The sequence below is a fragment of the Mycoplana sp. MJR14 genome (assembly GCF_029210525.1).
Lineage (GTDB): Bacteria > Pseudomonadota > Alphaproteobacteria > Rhizobiales > Rhizobiaceae > Mycoplana.
Map to the genome: position 1 here is coordinate 415,290 of NZ_JARGEO010000003.1, position 17,500 is coordinate 432,789.

Genomic DNA, 17,500 nt, shown 5'->3' on the forward strand with positions numbered 1-17,500 from the left:
AACACCGCCACAGTTGCAGCGGCAAGATAATCGTTCTCACGGGCCTGTGTCGAAGCCGCGCCCTTCGCCTGCTTCTTCGTGGGTGAACCGTCGCGGATGTGGTAGATGCGCCTGAGGGTGGGGATGATCTTTTCGTCGTGCGTGACGACGATGATCGCCGTTCCGAATTTGATAGCCATGTCGTTGTGGATCCGGATCACGGCCGGCAAGCATGGGAAGCAGGGCGACATTGTCGGTCACGTCCAAAAAGGGAATGAGGTAAGGCGCCTGGAAGACAAAGCCGATTTTGTCGCGCCTCAACGCGCGCAGATCGCGGATCTTCCATCAATCGTCATAGATCAGCTCGTCGCCGAGAGTCATGCGTCCACCGCTCGGGTCGACAACCGGGGAAGGAGAACTGCCGGAACAGCGCCTTCAGCCCCGCCTCGTCCTCGCCGATCTCGGGATAGACCTGCGAATAGGTACCTTCCAGATAGGTATTGGCCACAATGCCCGGCCCGCCGTGGCCGGGGCCGCCGATATAGAGGACATCGGCATCGCGCATCCGGATGATGCGGTTGAGATGGGCATAGATGAAGTTGAGGCTCGGCGTCGTACCCCAGTGGCCGATAAGGCGCGGCTTCACATGCTCCGCCTTCAAAGGCTCGCGGAGCAACGGATGTCGTTTGGCATTTAACTGGGGTCTGCCTCACTTTGTGTGGAGATCGGCCGATTTGATTGGCATCATTCGCGCTCTTAGAAGTTCTGAACCCGCTCGGCCATACATTGCGCACTTGATCGTCTTCAGTCGGTTAATCTGACCCCCGCCTGACCATTGCTCCAGGAGATGGCGTTACAGACGGCGTCTATATCGCCGCGAGGAACCCGGGCAAAACGGGCCGGGAGAATGAGGCCAGAATGAATGGCATCATCGATCCATTCTTCGAGTTTCGCCGAAGTCCGGCCATGAAATATTCCGCGAAATCGCATGGAGAAGCTGCGCAAAACAGCAAACGTCTGTGATCCGTGTTTGAGGGCATCCACTTTCCGTGCTTGATTGGATGGTAAGCGCGCCGCGCGGCTTGATGCAAAGAGTAGCGGTGACAACCGGTGCGATCAAATGACCGCTTTGCGGATCACGCACAGGCGCATTGTCAAGTGTTCTGGCGGCGAGCCCAATCCGAGCCGGCGCCGCATCACCATTATCCACTTCCGGCCTCTCGACGCTGCGCCAGGTCGCCAGGAGGCGTTCAAGATTGGAAAAGCTGCCGGTGTATCCGCGGCTCTTGATGTCATGAAGCGGTGATGTCACGTTATTTGCGGCTTAACGGTTGATGGCTATCGGTCGGTGATGAATTCATCGATCGTCAGCTACAAGAACCACCGTTTCCCGCCGCAGATCATCGCCCGCGCGGTGTGGCTGTATTTCCGGTTCCCGTTGAGCCTGCGGCTGGTCGAGGAAATGCTGCTGGAGCGTGGCATTATCGTGTCCTATGAAACGATCCGGCGATGGGGCCGCAAGTTCGGGCCGGCCTATGCCAAACAACTGCGCAGAAAGAAGCCGTCACGAAAAGATGTCTGACATCTGGACGAAGTGGTCATCTCCATCGCGGGTCGAAAGCATTGGCTATGGCGAGCGGTCGACCAAGACGGGTACGTTCTCGACGAAATCGTTCAGGCTCGTCGTGATACGAAGGCGGCCAAGCGATTGCTGGTGAGGCTGCTGAAGAAGCAATGCCTCACGCCGGAGCGGATCATCACCGACAAACTGCGCTCGTATGGAGCGGCCAAGGGGAGGCGATGCCGAGCGTCGAACACCGATCGCACGAGGGCCTGAACAATCGGGCGGAAAATTCACACCTGCCGCTGCGAAAACGAGAGCGGGTGATACAGGGTTTCCGATCCGCGGGCGGCTTGCAGCGATTCATATCAGTGTTTTCGGCGGTCAGAAATCTTTTCGTCCCGCAATCACAGAAGCGTTCTGCCCTGTGCACCCAAATTCACCGGATGCGGGCAATGGCCCAGTGGAAGGCCATAACCGGCATCGCCGCCTGACTCGATGGAAAGTGTTTCATCAGGCTTCAGTCAAACAACGTGACATTACCGGCAGATGCCATCGCAAGTCTTAACTGTTACGTACTTCCCTTCCGCACGTAATAAGCAATGATGTTTGCCGGACGTCGCGCCACGCCATCGCGAGCAGTTGCGGGGCGCGATGGACGAACGCATCTGTGAGCTTTTCGAGGCCTACGCATTGGCATCGACGACACTCGACAAGCTCGAGCGAGAGATGACGAGGCGTGAGCACTTGATAGATGAGTATCGTCAGATCTGCCTGGATTTGCAGGCGGACGTGATGACGATGCTCGCGCTGAGAAAGGGTAAGTCGTATCGTCGCTGATGAGCGGTCGTTTGTGTAAGCGACAACTTCGTCGAGAGAGAAACCGAGGAACCGGACGAGCCCGTAAAGGGCTAACAGACGAATCCCTCATCTTCCAGCCTCGTGAGGTGGCGGGTGTAGCCATCTAAGCCGTCCATCCTGTGCAGAGAATCGTCGGATTGGACGGCGACGGCAACCAGCGCCGCGGCTCTTATGCGGTAGCGAGGTCCAAGGATAATGCGGGCGTCACGACCTTGCTAGGCTTGCTACCCAATCGGGGCCCATCGTCGCGGCGATGCGTCATCTTGTCTATTCGCCCATGCGACGGAGCGCCGTGAGGTTCAAGACTTTTACGCAACGCGTGCTCTCGAGCCGGATGATTCCCATAGCGCGCAGCTTCGAAAAGCTCCGTGAAACCGTTTCGATTGTCATACCGAGATAGTCGCCGATATCTGTTCGGGTCATTGGCAGGTCGATCGTGCCGTTTGCGCCTTGACGTTCGAAAAGGTCAACGAGGAAGACGGCCACTTTTTCAAGCGCGTTCTGTTTTCCGACGACCAGAAGATGTTCCTGCGCCCGCACCATGCTCTCCAGCGCCAGCGCCATCAATTCGGGAGTACCATGGCCTGTTTCTTCGATGGCGACGGTGGTCAAACCCGTGGGCACGATGCTTTCAGCAAAGAAGCTACGCATGGCCCTCGCTTCGAAGCCGAAGGTTTCTCCGGCAACGTGAAACGCCACGACCTGCCGGCGTCCGTCGGCGAGGAGACGGAAAATCCGAACCGCGCCGTACTCGATCCGATAGAGCGCACCCGCCAGTTCGCCTTGGGCATAGATTTCGGTTTCTGCGTCGTAGAATGCGACCGGGCGCGGCCGAGCAAACGACCGACCAACAAGGCTGGCAGCGGCATTAAAGCCGAAGGAGGAGGCGATGGAAGCGGTAGAAGCGTGCATGGAACCGACCCTTTGTTGATGGTCAGATCATGACGAAGCATGGCCGCGTGCGAAATTCGTTCGTTCCACTACGCATTACTACGTAGTGCGGCCAAGGCCGCGATGACATCGGGGCCGGAAAGAGGTTTGTGAAGGACAAGAATGTTCTGAGGCCTCGCCCGGTCGATGTCTTCATCTGCAAGCAACAGGACTCTCTTGCCGGCCGCCAGCGCCAAGCATGCTTCGATGTCCGTCACCGGAAGAGATCCGTCAAGCACGAGGATCTCGGCCGCAGAGCTTCGCTCTTTTGCTGCAAGCCATGACTGGAACTGCTCGACCTGGTATCCATGCGCCTGCATTGCGAAGACCAATGAGCGGAGCAAGGCTTCGTCTTTCGCAATGGTGACGACAGGTGGCGGGCTGGACACTGCAGTTCCGTGGGTTCGAGCGATAATTCCTCAAACTTCGCACAGACTGAAAGTCCAGGCTTTGTCCCAGATCAAGATGATGGCGCGATTAGTCTGCGGTTTCCGCTGCGAGAGACATTCTGACAAGTTCCGGGAGACTGCGGGCCTGCATCTTCGCCATGACGTTCGCCCGGTGAACTTCAACGGTGCGCGGGCTGATGTCGAGCGTAAAGGCGATCGCCTTGTTCGGTTGTCCAGCAACGACCGCGGTTAGAACCTGACGCTCGCGGTCGCTGAGGGTGCTGATGCGCGCCCGAATGTCTTCAGCACTCTCGATTGGCGACGATGCATCGCTCAAACGCTCAGAGGCGCGTCGGATCGCTTCAACAATGGTGTGGTCGTCAAAGGGCTTTTCAATGAAGTCTACGGCTCCCGCTTTCATCGCTTCGACCGCCATCGGCACATCCCCATGGCCAGTTATCATGATCGACGGGATGGTTGTCTTGAGGGCGACCAGTCGGCGAATGAGGTCCAATCCGCTAAGGTCCGGCATGCGCATGTCGGTAATGAGCACGGCTTGCCGCAGATTTGGAGCAACGGAGAGGAACGCAGTGGCGGACTCGTGCACTCGAACACCCAGTCCGTTCATCGTCAACAAAAATGCGAGCGATTTCCTGACCGCCTCTTCGTCATCGACAATATGCACGGTGAAATCGTCAATCGGCATTTTCTTCCTCGTTGTATTGCGGCAAGGTAAAGCTGAAGCGCGCGCCGACCAAACTCCCGCTGAAGACGGTTAGATCGCCACCATGCGCCTCGACGATGCGCTTGGAGATCGACAACCCAATGCCCATGCCACCAGCCTTGGTCGTTGTGAACGGCTTAAACAAGTTGGCGGCAATTTCCTCAGGTATGCCAGCGCCGGAGTCTTCGACCGCAATCATGACCTCTGTAGTGCCCAAGCGCCGAATGGTGACCAAAAGTTCCTTCTTGGGCGTATTTTTCATCGCCTCTACGGCGTTGCGCATAAGGTTTGTCAGCACCTGCTGTATCTGGATTCGGTCGACCAGGACCTGGTCTGCGCCTGATTCGAAATCGAAGACCGTTCGCACGCCTTTCTCACGCGACCCGACCAAAGCAAGCGCGCCGGCTTCTTCGACCAGTTGCCGCAGGTTGTGGGGAGACTTATCCGTCTCTCCCTTGGTGACGAATTCCCGCAAGTGTTTGATGATTTGTCCCGCACGCAGGCTCTGTTCGCCGGCTTCCTTCAGCGCATCCCGTATCTGGATGTCGCGCGGACTTTCGGCTTGCTGAAGCAGCCGCCCGCAACCGTGGACATAATTGGCTATAGCGGAGAGTGGCTGGTTCAATTCGTGGGCGAGCGTCGAGGCCATTTCGCCCATTTCGTTGAGACGGGCGAGGCGAGCCAACTCCGTCTGAACCTCTTGCAGACGAGCGGCCGATTCTTCGCGCTCAGTCAGGTCGCGTATAAAACCTGTGAAAAACCTTCGACCACCGGATCTCATCTCCCCGACGGCAAGTTTCATGGGAAAGGTCGACCCGTCCTTTCGTTGACCGACGACCACACGGTCGGTTCCGATAATACGTTTTTCACCGGTCGAGAGGTACCGCTCGAGATAGCCGTCGTGTTCCTTGCGATAGGGTTGCGGCATCAGCATCCGCAGATTTTGGCCGATCACCTCATCTTCGCGGTAGCCAAACTGTCTGATGGCCGCAGCGTTGAACGATACGATCGTGCCGTCCTGCTCGCTGACGATGGTGGCGTCGAGAACAGTGTCCAGGATCGACCGGAGATGCGCCTCTCTAGTACGCAAGGCTTCGTCAGCGGTTGTTAACTCATGTTGAGCGCGTCGGAGCATTTCTCCCAAGAAGGAAATTGCGACCCCCACGGTGGTGAACACGACCAATTCCGGTATCTGTACCCCGCCAGGAGTAAGTGACCGAAGATAGGCTGCCGAACCGATGGAAGCGATGACAGCAAGGATCCCGGGACCGATGCCCCCGATTGCGGCTGCAAGGAGGACGGGGGGCACGAAAAGAATGTAGATTGCCCGATCATCTAGAACACCCATTAGGAAATAGCGAAGGACAAAGGCAATCAAGACCGCGGTGGCGGCAAATCCGTACGCTTTGACGGGTGACGAATTTCTGTGGAGCACGCAATCCGAAATGGTGCGCATGAAGCCGGCCCGACCAGTGAGCATTATGTCTTCTTCCGCGATTCCCAGTTGCACTCGAACTGACGTTTATCATCCAGACAATGCTGCTGTCACATGGAAAGCCGAACCTCTGCCTTGCCGAAACGGCGATTGGAATGTTGTTTCAGTCCGGATGATGGACCTGATGACGGTCGGGTTGGGGAACCAGTCTTGCGCTTTCGTGACTCAAGTGCCGGTCGGCCAGGGTGTCAAGGTCGGCGGCGCCACGCCCTTAATAGGCGCGAGTAAAACCGCCATCGTGCAGGATGTTCAAGCCTGTCATGTGATCCGAAAACTGCGAAAGCAATCCCTCGACCACGATCGCAACCTCGGCTGGCTCGCCATATTTGCGGAGTGGAACATTGTCCGTCTCGATGGCGAGCTGCGCCTCAAAGGAAATGCCGTTCTTCTGCGCCTTCGTTTCGAGTTTGTCTCGGTACCACGGCGAAAGTGTACCGCCGAGGGACAGGGTGTTGACGTGAATACCTCGGCTTCCAAGCGCGAAGGCGAGCGTTTTGGCTTCGCCGATCCAAGCGGTTCTGATGACGTTGGCCGTTGCGTAGTGGCCCAGGACTTGCGCTGACGAGATGCCGGAGATGATGACGATCTTGGCTCGCCGGCCCCGGGCGGGGTCCGGGTTCATGCGTGCGATCGCGGCTTTCAGCAACCCCAGCGGGCCGATGAAGCTTACCTGAAACAAGTGTCGCCAGACGTCAGGGGCGGGCATTGGATCGTCATCAGCATGCGGTTGCGGTGGCATGAGTACCACCCCATCCAGATTGACATGCTCGCTTTCCATTCTCGCTGCGAAATCATCGATGGCGCGATCCTCACCTATGTCGGTCGCCCATGCCCGGTGCGTTCCACCAAGATCCCCAGCTAAGGCATCGAGTTTGGCCTGATTGCGCGCCACCAGCATCAAAGAATGATGCGGGGCCATTCGTCGGCAGATTGCTTCACCGATGCCACCGGTTGCTCCGGTTATCAGATAGGTTCCCATTTATCGCTCCCCGGACCGCGCGGAAGTCCCACCATATTGCGACCGGCGCTATGAAGCCGTAGCCTCTGTCGTGATTAACTCGACCCTCGTCGCGCAGCTTTGCGGCCACAGAAATTATTCCGCGCCGTGGTGTCGGGCAATCATGCAAACGGGTGAACACGCGGTCGCGGATGTTGCGGGTCCAGTCCCGGCGCTAGTGGAGAGTTTTGGGCCAGGTCACATCCACGAACCGTCCAATCGACCGAAGGTAAGTGATAATCTCAGACTTGAGGGATGCGCGGTTGCCGTACCGTTGGGCGATCCGTCTCAATTCCTCTTTGGCTTCTTGCTGCTCGTCGACGTCGCCAAGCACATACATGTCGTTGCCCACGGCGTTGATGTCGCAACCCGCCGCAATCACCTCGGCGACAAAACTCGGGATCTCATGGACATTCATGATACGCTTGCTGTCGGTCATGCAGCCTCGCTTGCTGAACGACAAACGAAGGCGAGGGCATCGGGTTCCGCGCCTCCGCGAGATTGATCTTTCCGAGCAAGGCGAGGTTACGTGTTTGATGTCATTTTAGCGCGCTCTCAATAACAACTGAATTGCCTACCGGAGATAGCCCACTGCGGGTTTCGCAGGTGTTTTCGCCATCCTGACTAGGCCTTCGTCCAGTGGCGGGAGTGTGGATTTCCACACCTTACCTTCTTCCGCACCTTCTTCCGCGTTGGCGAAAAGCTAAACCAATGCAGAAAGCACGAATTTCTAAAGGTTGCCGGATGCCTGCGCACGATGTTCCTTACGCAACCGAAGGAAAGGACTCAGCCGGGAAAACGCAGGCGCCCTTCATGCTCGGCAAGGTACTTTAAATCATCGCATCGCGAGCATCACTGTCGGCATCCTGCTTCTCGCGCTCGCCGTTGTCGCGTTGCGTGTTTGCCTAACCGTTGGACGTTGGGTAGCGTTTCCACAAGTCGTGATGAGTGGTGAAGAATTCCGATAGATTAGCGATCCTTGACCTTCATGTCTTCTTATCGTGTCTGAACGCTTCGGCAAATCGGGACATCAGCCGCACCAGATCTTCAACATCCTTCTCCTCCCATGTAGCGAAGATCGCTCGGCACATCCGCTCGCGCGCTGCATCGAGTTTGTCGGTCATATGCTTTCCCTCCTTCGTTATGTCCGCTTCTCGAATTCGTCGGTCGGCAACGCTTCCCTTGCGAGCGACGAGACCCAGGCTATCGAGCTTACCGACTTGCCGACTAACCGTCGTGTAATCCAACCCTATGCGCTCAGCCAGCTCAACAACGCCGATCGGCCCGAAACGCTCGATGGCTATCAGGAGGCGAAACAGCGCGCGATCCAGCGTAATCCCTGCTTCACGCACGAGTTCGTCGTCGCGCTGGGGGCGGTTCATCGCGCTGACGATCTCGATCAAGGCACCGTGAAGATCGCGCATCATCGCGGAGGTGCGTGTATTTTGCACATTGTTTGTTGACATCGGTCCCATCTCCATTTATGTGCATAATACACATATGGAGGCAGAGATGACAAATGATTTCGCTGCAGATGTACTCATCTGCGGAGCGGGTGCGGCTGGCCTGACGCTCGCCATTGAATTTGCGCGGCGCGGGGTTTCCTTCCGATTGATCGATCGGCTGAACGCGCCATTTCACGGGTCGCGCGGCAAGGGAATACAGCCCAGAACCCAGGAAATATTCGAAGACCTCGGCATTCTCGACAAGGCTGTGGCAGCAGGCGGACTTTATCCACGCCAACGGACCTATCGGGACGATGGAAGCTACAGCGATGCTGACATGGGCGAGATCATTCAGCCAACGCCGGCGGAGCCCTACCATTTGGCGCTCATGGTTCCTCAGTTCATAACCGAACAGATTCTACGCTCGCGCCTGGCCGAACTTGGTGGCCGGGTTGAATTCGGTCTGGAGTTGAAGGGGTTCGAGCAAGATGAGGACGGAGTTACTGCCTTTGTTGCGCATAATGAGCGCGAAGAAATCATTCGGGCACGCTGGCTGATCGGCGCTGACGGCGGCAAGAGCTTCGTGCGACGATCTCTTGGGATCGGTTTTCCCGGGAGCACGCTTGATGCGCGTGCTGTCGTTGCCGACGTCGAGCTTTCCGGGCTTTCCCGTGAGGTCGCTCACCGCTTCGCCAGGGGCGGCGACATGAGTTTGCAGATTTGGATCGGTCCGCTTGCCGGCACAGATCTGTTCCAGATCCAGGGACCTGTCGCGCAAGAAGCGCACGTGGATCTCACTCCCGCAGGGCTGACGAAGTTTGTCTCAGAGCGCACAGGTCAAAGCGACGTCGTCGTGCGCGCTGTCTACTGGGCCTCAGACTACGAAATGAACGCTCGCCTGGCTGACAGTTATCGGAGCGGCCGCGCATTCCTGGTCGGCGATGCTGCCCATGTCCATCCGCCGACTGGTGGCCAGGGCCTGAACACCAGTGTGCAGGACGCCTACAATCTGGGCTGGAAACTTTCTGCCGTGTTGCGCGGCGCGCCAGTTCGCTTGCTGGACAGCTACGAGGCAGAGAGGAGACCGGTCGCAGCCACCATGCTCGGCCTGGCAAGCCGCCTGCTTGACGCCCAGAAGCAAGGAGAGATGCGACGCGGCAGGGACGTCCGTCAGCTCGATATCGACTATCCGGTTTCCGGACTGTCGCTGAATTGCACGGCAACGCAGCCTTCTGTTCCTGCCGGCACGCGTGCTCCAGATGCACCCCTTCGCGGAGCCGGAGGACAGATCACCCGCGTCTTCGATCTGCTGAAGGGACCTCATTGGACCTTGCTGGCATACGAGTTCCCAAAGCAGACGGTCAAGTCACGTGCGGGATTGCACGTTCACCGGATCGGCTCCGATGGCGAGTTTTTCGACGCGTGGCAGCATTTCAAGGACGCCTACTCACTGATGCCGGGAGAGTGCGTCCTGGTCCGTCCGGACGGATACGTTGGCGCCGTCTTCGATGCCGAACGAGACGAGGACATAGAAAGCTATTTGGCTGGAGTGAACCTCACCTCTTTGCAGGAGGAACGCCGATGAAGGCGGCAATCGTCGCGGCGATGGGAAGGGAACCCGTTTTGGGTGAAGTCTCCCCGCCTGCCCCTCTCTTTGGAGAGAACTGGATCAAAGTCACCGCAGCCGCGATCAGCCATGTCGCCAAGGCGCGTGTTTCGGGTGCCCACTACAGCGCGAACGAGGTGTTTCCCTTCGTCGTCGGAATCGACGGCGTTGGCAAGCTCGATGACGGGCGTCGTGTCTACTTTGGTCTTCCCCGACCGCCGTTTGGAAGCATGGCTGAGTACGTGGTCGCAGCACCTCGCTTTTGTGTTCCCCTTCCAGACGACCTCGACGATTTTACTGCCGCTGCCGTTGCCAATCCGGGAGCTTCATCTTGGGCGGCGCTGACAGAACGGGCCCGTTTGCAGCCGGGTGAAACGGTATTGATCAACGGAGCGACCGGAACAGCCGGACGCCTTGCAGTGCGGATCGCGAAATGGCTTGGCGCCGGCAAGATTGTGGCAACCGGTAGAAATCCGATTGCGCTTGGCGAACTCAAGCAGAGTGGCGCCGTCACGACCATCCAGCTCGCGGCAGAACCGGAAGCCCTCGAACGCCGATTGGTGGACGAATTTGAACAAGGCATCGATATCGTTATCGACTATCTCTGGGGAAAGAGCGCGGTGTGCCTTTTGACCGCCGCTGCAAAGGCTGGCCGCGACCGGCCGCCGGTGCGTTTTGTGCAGGTGGGGTCCGCCGCTAGTTCTGAGATCTCTTTGCCGGGTGCTTTGTTAAGAGCGTCAGCGCTCGAGTTGATGGGCTGCGGAATTGGCAGCGTATCCGTGCAAAGGCTCGTTGAAATCACCGGCGAGGTGCTGCGTGCCACGATCCCCGGCAATCTGGACATCAATTTTAGAAAGGTCCCGTTCGCGGATTTCGACAAGGCATGGCCTAAGGACGACAGTACATCGCGTACTGTTTTCGACCTTACTCAGGGGGCGACGTGGGGATGAGCGACACCATGTATCCGAAAACCGCTTCCAAGATGCGCCGGAACTGGCAAACCTTGGCGCCACTCTTTCTGATCGTTTGCATCTATGCTGCTGGAATGGCGTCGGTCCTGCCTGTCTTGCCGTTCTACCTGCGGGACTTGGGGGCAGGCCCGTTCATCTTCGGCCTTGTCCTTGCGACGGAAGCATTCATCCAGTTTGTTGCCGCACCCACCCTCGGTCAGCTGTCAGACAGGTTCGGGAGGAAACGCATTCTGCTTGCGAGCCAACTTATGGCAGCCGCGAGTCTTCTTCTCCTCGCGATTGCGCCAAATGTGTTCGTCGTAATTGTAGCGCGCGCTCTCTTTGGACTGACAGGCGGCAATTTCTCCGCCGCCGCAGGTTACGTCGCTGACCACACGACACCTGAGGATCGGAGGCAGGCCCTTAGTATCCTGACCGGTGGCGTAGGTTTGGGCGGTATTAGCGGCGCCGGCTTGTCAGGGTTTCTCTCTAACACTTCGCTGACAATGCCAATCTTTGCAGCCCTTTTCCTCTCGATCGGCGCTGTTGGGCTGACAGTGTTTGCGCTCAAGCGAGATCAAGGAGCATCTCCTCAGACCACAAGATATCAACGCGAGAAAATCTCGTTTCGTGCCATCTTTTCCTCGCCGGTCGTTCGCATCCTGGTTCTTGTGATGTTATGCCATTTTCTTGCCTACGGCATCTATAGCTCGCAAATGCCAGTCTTCCTCGCGGAGACGTTCATCTGGAATGGGGAGCCTTTCGGCCCCCAGCACCTCAGCATCATCGTCGCGGCTGACGGAGTGATCAACATCTTGGTCCAGCTCGTTGTATTGGGTTGGCTCAGCCGGGGGCTCTCCGAACGCCACCTGATCCTTTTGATGTTCGGCCTGGTCTGCACAGGATTTTTGGTGGCCGGCCTGGCGACCACGGTGCCTTTTCTGGCATTGGCGGTCCTTTGCGTGAGCACAGGCGATGCCATGGCCAAGCCAACATATCTTGCGGCCTTGTCCGTTCATGTGCCGGGAAACCGTCAAGGGGTCGTCATGGGTTCCGCCCAATCGCTCGGAGCGTTCACGGACATTGCATCGCCTCTGATCGGCGGTCTGATTCTCGGTCAAAAACTCTACGGCGTGTGGATCGGTCTGGCGATGGGTGTGGCGGCCATAGGCGCCATGTTGGCGGCTGTAAAACTTCCCGCAACAGATCCGGAAACACCGAAGTCGTAGGCTGAGCTTGATCTGCCTCAGAAGATCCTTCCTCCGCGCCGCCGGCAAACGGTGGCTGCCCTCTCCGACGGAGTGACTGGATGAAGCTCTCAATTCGAGAGAATTATAGAATGCCCTTTCACGCCGCACTCGTCAGCGTGTCGATCCTCTTAACGGTTTTAAGCGGATGCACGACACCGGAACGTCCGATGTATAGTTCGTCCGAGGCGATTTGAGAACATCAGGGCTCACGTTGATGATCCGCGGCCAACGGCTTTAGAACATGACCCCTGGAGGCCGGTCGTCGTGAATGGAAGGCCTACTATGCTTGCCATCTCAGGCGGCGGTTCCGGGGGAGCCTTTGCAGTTGGAATCCTGTCCGCATGGAGCGAACTTGGAACCCGTCCAAATTTCGCAGTAATGACGGGCGTGAGCACCGGAGCCTTGATTGCGCCTCTTGCGTTCCTTGGACCTGAGTATGACGAGCAGCTCAGGCGCCTCTATCTGTCGGACAAAACGAGAGGTATCCTTGATATCGAATGGAAAGGCGTTGGTGTGTTCTCTCCCTGTCGTTTGGCATTTAACCGTAAGAATGCGCCCGTTCCGGCAGGTGATCGCACTTAATTTGAGATTTTTCCGTGCGAGTTTTGGCACTTGACGCCTTGCGGCCCGGCCATACCGTTTGTGATATTTGGCATTTTCTGATGAAGCTTGGCCGCAGGCAGCCATGTTTTCCTCGGCGGCCAATCTCACGTTAAGTGCCAACATCGAAGCCAGAATCTCAAATTAAATGCCCAATCTCAATTTAAGTGCCGCGCTATCTTGTTGAAATTATTGCATGCGGTGTCTCACGATTAAATGCAAAACGACAGCGTCTGAAAGAGTTGTCCGCGGAGATCGACGAGCGATTTCGTCAGTGTAACCTGGTAACTTATCGCCAGATCGCACTGGAAAAGGGATCCGTCTGGGATCTAATCGCCGAGCGCAACCTTCCTGAAATGATGTCAGCTTGGACCCTCTCTCCGGCAATTGCCAAAACATTCAAAGGTGGCGTGCCACCTGAAGGATGGCAGGGCGTCATCGTTGCGCTCAAACCGCCCGCCGGCAGCATCATCCTAAACCTCGACACCTTGTATCGGTCCGACGATTTTTTAATCGCCTTAGATCGCGAGAGGGGCTTCATCACGGGGTGTGCCGATGGAGCCGGGCGCTACGGCGGAACACAATCCGAGGTTGTATTGGAGATCGATAGTCTCAACAGCAGCGATATATACGCGCTTGGTGGCTACTCCGCTGACCGCGACACACTCATCCGTATCATGTTTCATTCGAACCCGACACCCGAGTTGATCGCGTGGTTTGACCATCACAGTAAGACAGCGGGCGTTGCTCCTGGACCTATGTGGCTTGAAGGCGATCCGTTGGTACGGGTCATGAAGCGAATGCAGCCGCATATCGAACGACTGAAGCCGATTAAGGCCGCCGAGATGGCGGCAGGCGGCATTGTCCCGATCAGGACGTAGGAATTTGCGCATCTTGGTTTTTGACTGCATCAGAAAATTATATAGCTACTACAATGCTGTATCTGCTCCCAATTTCATCCTGTTCGGTGCGCCAGTTTTATACAGGAATAACAAGCACTTGCATTTAACCATCTGCCAACGCTAGTGTTAGCGTCATCTGTTGTTTGCCGGCCGCGGAAGAGTAAAAAAGTCGGCCAACCGGAGAGTACAATGATCGGGGACTTTGGAGACCGCAACTCCAGTCCGTGACCTCTTTACACTCTGGCAGCAACTTTGCCGCGGGTGTCGGGAAAATCCAAACTCGCCGAAGCTCTCTGGTATGCCATATCGCGTCGCGACATATTCGAGCGCTTCCTGACCGACGGCCGTGTCGAGCTCGACTCCAACATTGTCGAGCGAGCTATCAGACCCCAGGCCATCACCTACGCCGCCTGAACGGCCCCGGCTTGTCGCTTACACTGCTCCTCATTTGGCGGGAAGAGATCAATCGGGCACTCCGACAATCCCGCACGTTGCAATATATGTCGTAATGCGACATAAATAAAGCGTCGGTTTACTCCCGCTTCTCCGGGTGACGAAGGCGGAATAGTTCAAAGCAGGAACTGGGCCGGGATGAGCAATTGCGCGCACGCAGTTGATAAAGGCTCTCAGAGTGGGCCTTTAATCTGGAGATCGTTAAGCAGCTCTATCAAGCGCGGGGCCATCTCCCGGATCTCGGTCAGATGAATGGCGCTCAATCGCGTAAGGATGTCTTCCGCCTTCGCAGTAAGCGCAAGCGTCTGGCGGCGCCTGTCATGCGGATCGAGCTCACGCGTGACATAGCCGGCCCCCACGAGCCGCTCGACGAGTTCGGAAGCGGTGTGCCGGGCAACGACCAGGCGCTCGGACAAGTCTCCGACCGTCATGGGAGCTTCGCCGCGATGGCCTTTGATGGCCAGCAGGGCCTGATGTTGCTGACTTGGGAGCCCCTCGTGCTGTGCTGCCGACGTCGAAAAATCCGTAAAACGCCGCAGGGCGTAGCGCAGGTTGGCAAGCGCCTCGTAGTCGGCATCGGTGAGTGCGTCTTGTTTCTTGGTCACAGACTTTGGCACCAGGAGTGTTTCACGGGCTATGTGCATAGCGCTCGCGGGACGAGCTGCCAACACCGACTTGATTTATATCGTATTGCGATATATGTGCGCTGCGGGCGATCGCACCCTCTGTTCAGCCGCCACACAGGTTTCCCGATGTCGTCAAAACCTTCCCGTCCGCACCAGCACGATTTCATGGGCGGCCTTGCTCGCCGCGAAGCTGGTGATTTCACCACCGACCGGCGCGTGCTCCTGTTGATCGGAATGGCGATAATCGTCGCAACCGGTGGCGCGTTCGCGGCCTGGTTCCTCGTCAATCCGATTGCTCTCGTCACCAACATCGTCTGGTTTGGTCGGGTGAGCATCGGGGAAGCGCGGATAGCCGACGTGATCTTCTCGCCCTGGATGGCCTTGATCCCGGTGGTTGGAGGGCTCGTCATTGGCCTGATGGCGCGTTTCGGATCGGAGAAGATCCGCGGGCATGGTATCCCCGAAGCGATAGAAGCCATCGTTATCGGCGGCAGTCGCATGTCAGCGAAGGTTGCCGTGTTGAAACCGCTGTCGTCGGCGCTTTCGATCGGCACGGGAGGCCCGTTCGGGGCCGAGGGGCCGATCATCATGACCGGTGGCGCGATTGGTTCGCTTTTTGCCCAGTTTTTCCATTTGAGTGCGGCAGAGCGAAAGACCTTGTTGGTCGCAGGGGCGGCGGCCGGCATGACGACAATCTTCGGCTCACCTGTCGCAGCCGTCATGCTTGCGGTCGAACTCCTCCTGTTTGAATGGAAGCCCCGCAGCTTCATTCCCGTGGCAGTCTCAGCCTGCGTTGCCATCTCCTGGCGACCGCTGCTGTTCGGCACGGGACCGCTTTTTCCAACGCACTTCCGGGCCGACCTTCCCTGGTGGGGGATTCTGCTTTGCGCCGGAGTGGGGATTGTTGCCGGCCTTCAATCGGGTCTGCTGACGACACTGCTCTACAAGATCGAGGATCTGTTCGAGCGCCTGCCGATCCACTGGATGTGGTGGCCGGCGCTCGGAGGTCTTGCCGTTGGGCTCGGTGGCCTAGTCGAGCCACATGCTCTCGGTGTCGGTTACGACGTGATCGAGGGGCTGCTCGAAAACAGCTGGCCAACATCGACGGTCATCGCCATTCTCTTGGTCAAGGCCACGATCTGGCTCATCGCTCTCTCGTCGGGCACATCGGGCGGTGTGCTGGCGCCGTTGCTGATCCTCGGAGGCGCACTAGGATGGCTGACGGGCTTGATGCTTCCCGGAGATCCGGGATTCTGGGCGCTTCTCGGCATGGCGGCGATGATGGGTGGCACGATGCGCGCGCCGTTGACCGGAACGTTTTTCGCGATCGAGATCACCGGCGATCTCAGCACGCTCATACCCTTGCTGGCCGCCACGATTGCCGCCTACGCCGTGACTGTGCTCCTGCTGAGGCGCTCGATCCTGACGGAGAAGATTGCGCGGAGAGGACAGCACATCAGCCGTGAATACGGTGTCGACCCTTTTGAGTTCGCCCGGGCTCGCGACATTATGGTCAGCACAGTCGACACCTTGCCGGCGACGATGTCGGTGGCGGAGGTGTGTGCGCATTTCGCCGCGGCGGATGAGGCACACCGGACCTATCCGGTCGTTGACGGGGCCGGCGCGCTTGTCGGTATGGTTTCGCGTTCAGATGCGCTTCGGTGGCAGCGAGGTCCGGACATTGGGGCCGACATGCTGGCAGACAAGGTATCGGACACCTCGATCCCGATCGGGCATCCCGACGACACTGTTGGTCACATCGCGGACATCATGATTGCGACCGATGCTGCGAGGATACCCATCACGGATCCGCTATCCGGCACCTTGGTCGGCCTTGTCACCCGCAAGGACCTTCTCCGACTCAGGCAATCCCAGAAATCCGCTGAATTGGAACGGCGGCCCTATCTTGGAAGGATGCGATAGAGGCGTTGATTAGAGTGGTCTGACGGGGCTATTGCACCCTGGTTGCTTGTGGCCAGTGGAAAGCCAGGAGGGCGCGGCGGCCACAGACAGACTCGGCAAACTGAACGGCCGGTGGCAGCCGAACGTGAGGCACCCCATCGAGTTCTGAAATAGTCGATACGCCGGTCGTCATTGTTCAGGTCTCGCGGCGGCAGGCAATGGAGGAAACTCGGCGACTGTTGATCGCCGGGCTTCAAAAGCAAGAGCGAGCCGGTGGGGCGGCGAAGCCAAGACGCCAATGCGGCCGATCGTGCGGGAGAAGCCGGCGAGCTTTGTGATCTCGTCGCCCGCCGGTTTTCTCTTGGAGCAAGCCTAGAGTTGCGAAAGCGCCTTGTCGACCCGTTCGCGGGCCTTCTTCGGGAGTTTCGCAGACTTGATCGAATCGAGGTTCGCCGGAGAGTCCCCAACCACGACGACGGCAACCATGCCCATCGAAAAATGCGGCGTGCACTTGATCACATAGGCTCCTGGCACCGTGAACGCCTGTTTCAAAGTGTCGTTGATCTTGCTCTTGAAGGCTTCGGCTCCTTCCGGGATCAAACCCTTCATCGTTTCAGCGTTGTGACCCTTGTCGGTGGGAAGGAAGGTGATCGTGTCACCTGGCTGCACCTTCGTCAGCGCAGGCTCGAATACCATCACCCCGTCAGGGCCCTTGTTCATCATATGAACCTCGAAGTCCGCAGCTGCGGCCGGAACTGCGATCATTGTGAGCAAAGTTGCCGCAGCCAGATTTTTCAGAAGGTGCATGGTCAAGTACTCCGTTGAGATTG

Annotated in this window: 16 protein-coding genes and 5 pseudogenes; 9 read left to right on the top strand and 12 right to left on the bottom strand. The window is 57.8% G+C overall.

All coding sequences use genetic code 11. The features are described from left to right. Nucleotides 1-36 precede the first annotated feature (36 nt). The 3 pseudogenes from P0086_RS25305 to P0086_RS09930 all read right to left on the bottom strand — a co-directional run. A pseudogene (locus P0086_RS25305) lies at nucleotides 37-384 on the bottom strand (ABC transporter ATP-binding protein); the annotation flags it as partial. Next, nucleotides 383-664: pseudogene (locus P0086_RS09925) on the bottom strand (phosphoketolase); the annotation flags it as partial. The pseudogenes P0086_RS09925 and P0086_RS25305, both read right to left, overlap by 2 nt. A 24-nt stretch (nucleotides 665-688) precedes the next feature. Then, nucleotides 689-1,276, bottom strand: a pseudogene (locus tag P0086_RS09930) (transposase); the annotation flags it as partial. Nucleotides 1,277-1,338: 62 nt separating this feature from the next. Between P0086_RS09930 and P0086_RS09935 the strand changes: the two are divergent. Together P0086_RS09935 and P0086_RS09940 are read left to right on the top strand one after the other, a co-directional pair. After that, nucleotides 1,339-2,034 (top strand): annotated as a pseudogene (locus P0086_RS09935) (IS6 family transposase). 160 nt (nucleotides 2,035-2,194) lie between these two features. After that, a complete protein-coding gene (locus tag P0086_RS09940; protein WP_275785037.1) occupies nucleotides 2,195-2,380 on the top strand; it encodes a hypothetical protein in 186 nt (61 codons plus the stop codon). A 288-nt stretch (nucleotides 2,381-2,668) separates the two neighbouring features. Here P0086_RS09940 and P0086_RS09945 read toward each other — a convergent pair whose 3' ends face one another. The 7 genes from P0086_RS09945 to P0086_RS09975 form a co-directional block, all read right to left on the bottom strand. Continuing rightward, a complete protein-coding gene (locus P0086_RS09945; RefSeq protein ID WP_060581916.1) occupies nucleotides 2,669-3,313 on the bottom strand; it encodes a helix-turn-helix domain-containing protein in 645 nt (214 codons plus the stop codon). A gap of 68 nt (nucleotides 3,314-3,381) precedes the next feature. After that, complete coding sequence (locus P0086_RS09950) at nucleotides 3,382-3,720, bottom strand: hypothetical protein (protein ID WP_029742522.1); 339 nt, start codon at nucleotides 3,718-3,720, stop codon at nucleotides 3,382-3,384. Between the two features lie 88 nt (nucleotides 3,721-3,808). Then, entirely contained in the window at nucleotides 3,809-4,420 is a 612-nt protein-coding gene (gene fixJ, locus P0086_RS09955) for a response regulator FixJ (protein ID WP_029742523.1), read from the bottom strand. Further along, nucleotides 4,416-5,924, bottom strand: a complete 1,509-nt coding sequence (locus P0086_RS09960) for a PAS domain-containing sensor histidine kinase (protein ID WP_275785042.1) — start codon at nucleotides 5,922-5,924, stop codon at nucleotides 4,416-4,418. Before P0086_RS09960 ends, fixJ begins: the two co-directional genes overlap by 5 nt. A gap of 226 nt (nucleotides 5,925-6,150) precedes the next feature. Next, nucleotides 6,151-6,918 (bottom strand): SDR family oxidoreductase, encoded by a 768-nt coding sequence (locus tag P0086_RS09965; RefSeq protein WP_275785045.1) that lies wholly within the window; start codon nucleotides 6,916-6,918, stop codon nucleotides 6,151-6,153. 193 nt (nucleotides 6,919-7,111) lie between these two features. Beyond that, complete coding sequence (locus P0086_RS09970; protein WP_049810946.1) at nucleotides 7,112-7,375, bottom strand: hypothetical protein; 264 nt, start codon at nucleotides 7,373-7,375, stop codon at nucleotides 7,112-7,114. 547 nt (nucleotides 7,376-7,922) lie between these two features. Beyond that, complete coding sequence (locus P0086_RS09975; protein ID WP_029742527.1) at nucleotides 7,923-8,402, bottom strand: MarR family winged helix-turn-helix transcriptional regulator; 480 nt, start codon at nucleotides 8,400-8,402, stop codon at nucleotides 7,923-7,925. A gap of 46 nt (nucleotides 8,403-8,448) precedes the next feature. Between P0086_RS09975 and P0086_RS09980 the strand changes: the two genes are divergently transcribed. The 6 genes and pseudogenes from P0086_RS09980 to P0086_RS10005 form a co-directional block, all read left to right on the top strand. Next, on the top strand, nucleotides 8,449-9,966 hold the full coding sequence (locus tag P0086_RS09980; protein WP_060581913.1) for an FAD-dependent oxidoreductase: 1,518 nt from the start codon (nucleotides 8,449-8,451) through the stop codon (nucleotides 9,964-9,966). Continuing rightward, nucleotides 9,963-10,937 (top strand): zinc-binding alcohol dehydrogenase family protein, encoded by a 975-nt coding sequence (locus P0086_RS09985; RefSeq protein WP_060520149.1) that lies wholly within the window; start codon nucleotides 9,963-9,965, stop codon nucleotides 10,935-10,937. The genes P0086_RS09980 and P0086_RS09985 overlap by 4 nt, the downstream gene beginning before the upstream one ends. Continuing rightward, nucleotides 10,934-12,166, top strand: coding sequence for an MFS transporter (locus P0086_RS09990; RefSeq protein ID WP_060581912.1), 1,233 nt, complete (start codon nucleotides 10,934-10,936; stop codon nucleotides 12,164-12,166). Before P0086_RS09985 ends, P0086_RS09990 begins: the two co-directional genes overlap by 4 nt. A gap of 303 nt (nucleotides 12,167-12,469) precedes the next feature. Continuing rightward, complete coding sequence (locus tag P0086_RS09995; RefSeq protein WP_112597219.1) at nucleotides 12,470-12,769, top strand: patatin-like phospholipase family protein; 300 nt, start codon at nucleotides 12,470-12,472, stop codon at nucleotides 12,767-12,769. A gap of 185 nt (nucleotides 12,770-12,954) precedes the next feature. After that, nucleotides 12,955-13,668, top strand: coding sequence for a hypothetical protein (locus P0086_RS10000; protein ID WP_162702334.1), 714 nt, complete (start codon nucleotides 12,955-12,957; stop codon nucleotides 13,666-13,668). 247 nt (nucleotides 13,669-13,915) lie between these two features. Then, nucleotides 13,916-14,103: pseudogene (locus P0086_RS10005) on the top strand (transposase); the annotation flags it as partial. Between the two features lie 212 nt (nucleotides 14,104-14,315). Here P0086_RS10005 and P0086_RS10010 read toward each other — a convergent pair. After that, nucleotides 14,316-14,747, bottom strand: coding sequence for a helix-turn-helix domain-containing protein (locus P0086_RS10010; protein ID WP_060582017.1), 432 nt, complete (start codon nucleotides 14,745-14,747; stop codon nucleotides 14,316-14,318). A 147-nt stretch (nucleotides 14,748-14,894) separates the two neighbouring features. Here P0086_RS10010 and P0086_RS10015 point away from each other — a divergent pair, with 147 nt between their 5' ends. Beyond that, the gene (locus tag P0086_RS10015; RefSeq protein WP_275785058.1) at nucleotides 14,895-16,691 is read left to right on the top strand and encodes a chloride channel protein; all 1,797 of its coding nucleotides are present in this window, start codon (nucleotides 14,895-14,897) and stop codon (nucleotides 16,689-16,691) included. A gap of 351 nt (nucleotides 16,692-17,042) precedes the next feature. Here the strand turns inward: P0086_RS10015 and P0086_RS10020 are convergent, their stop codons facing one another. Then, nucleotides 17,043-17,477, bottom strand: coding sequence for a pseudoazurin (locus P0086_RS10020; RefSeq protein WP_060586050.1), 435 nt, complete (start codon nucleotides 17,475-17,477; stop codon nucleotides 17,043-17,045). Between the last annotated feature and the right edge of the window lie 23 nt (nucleotides 17,478-17,500).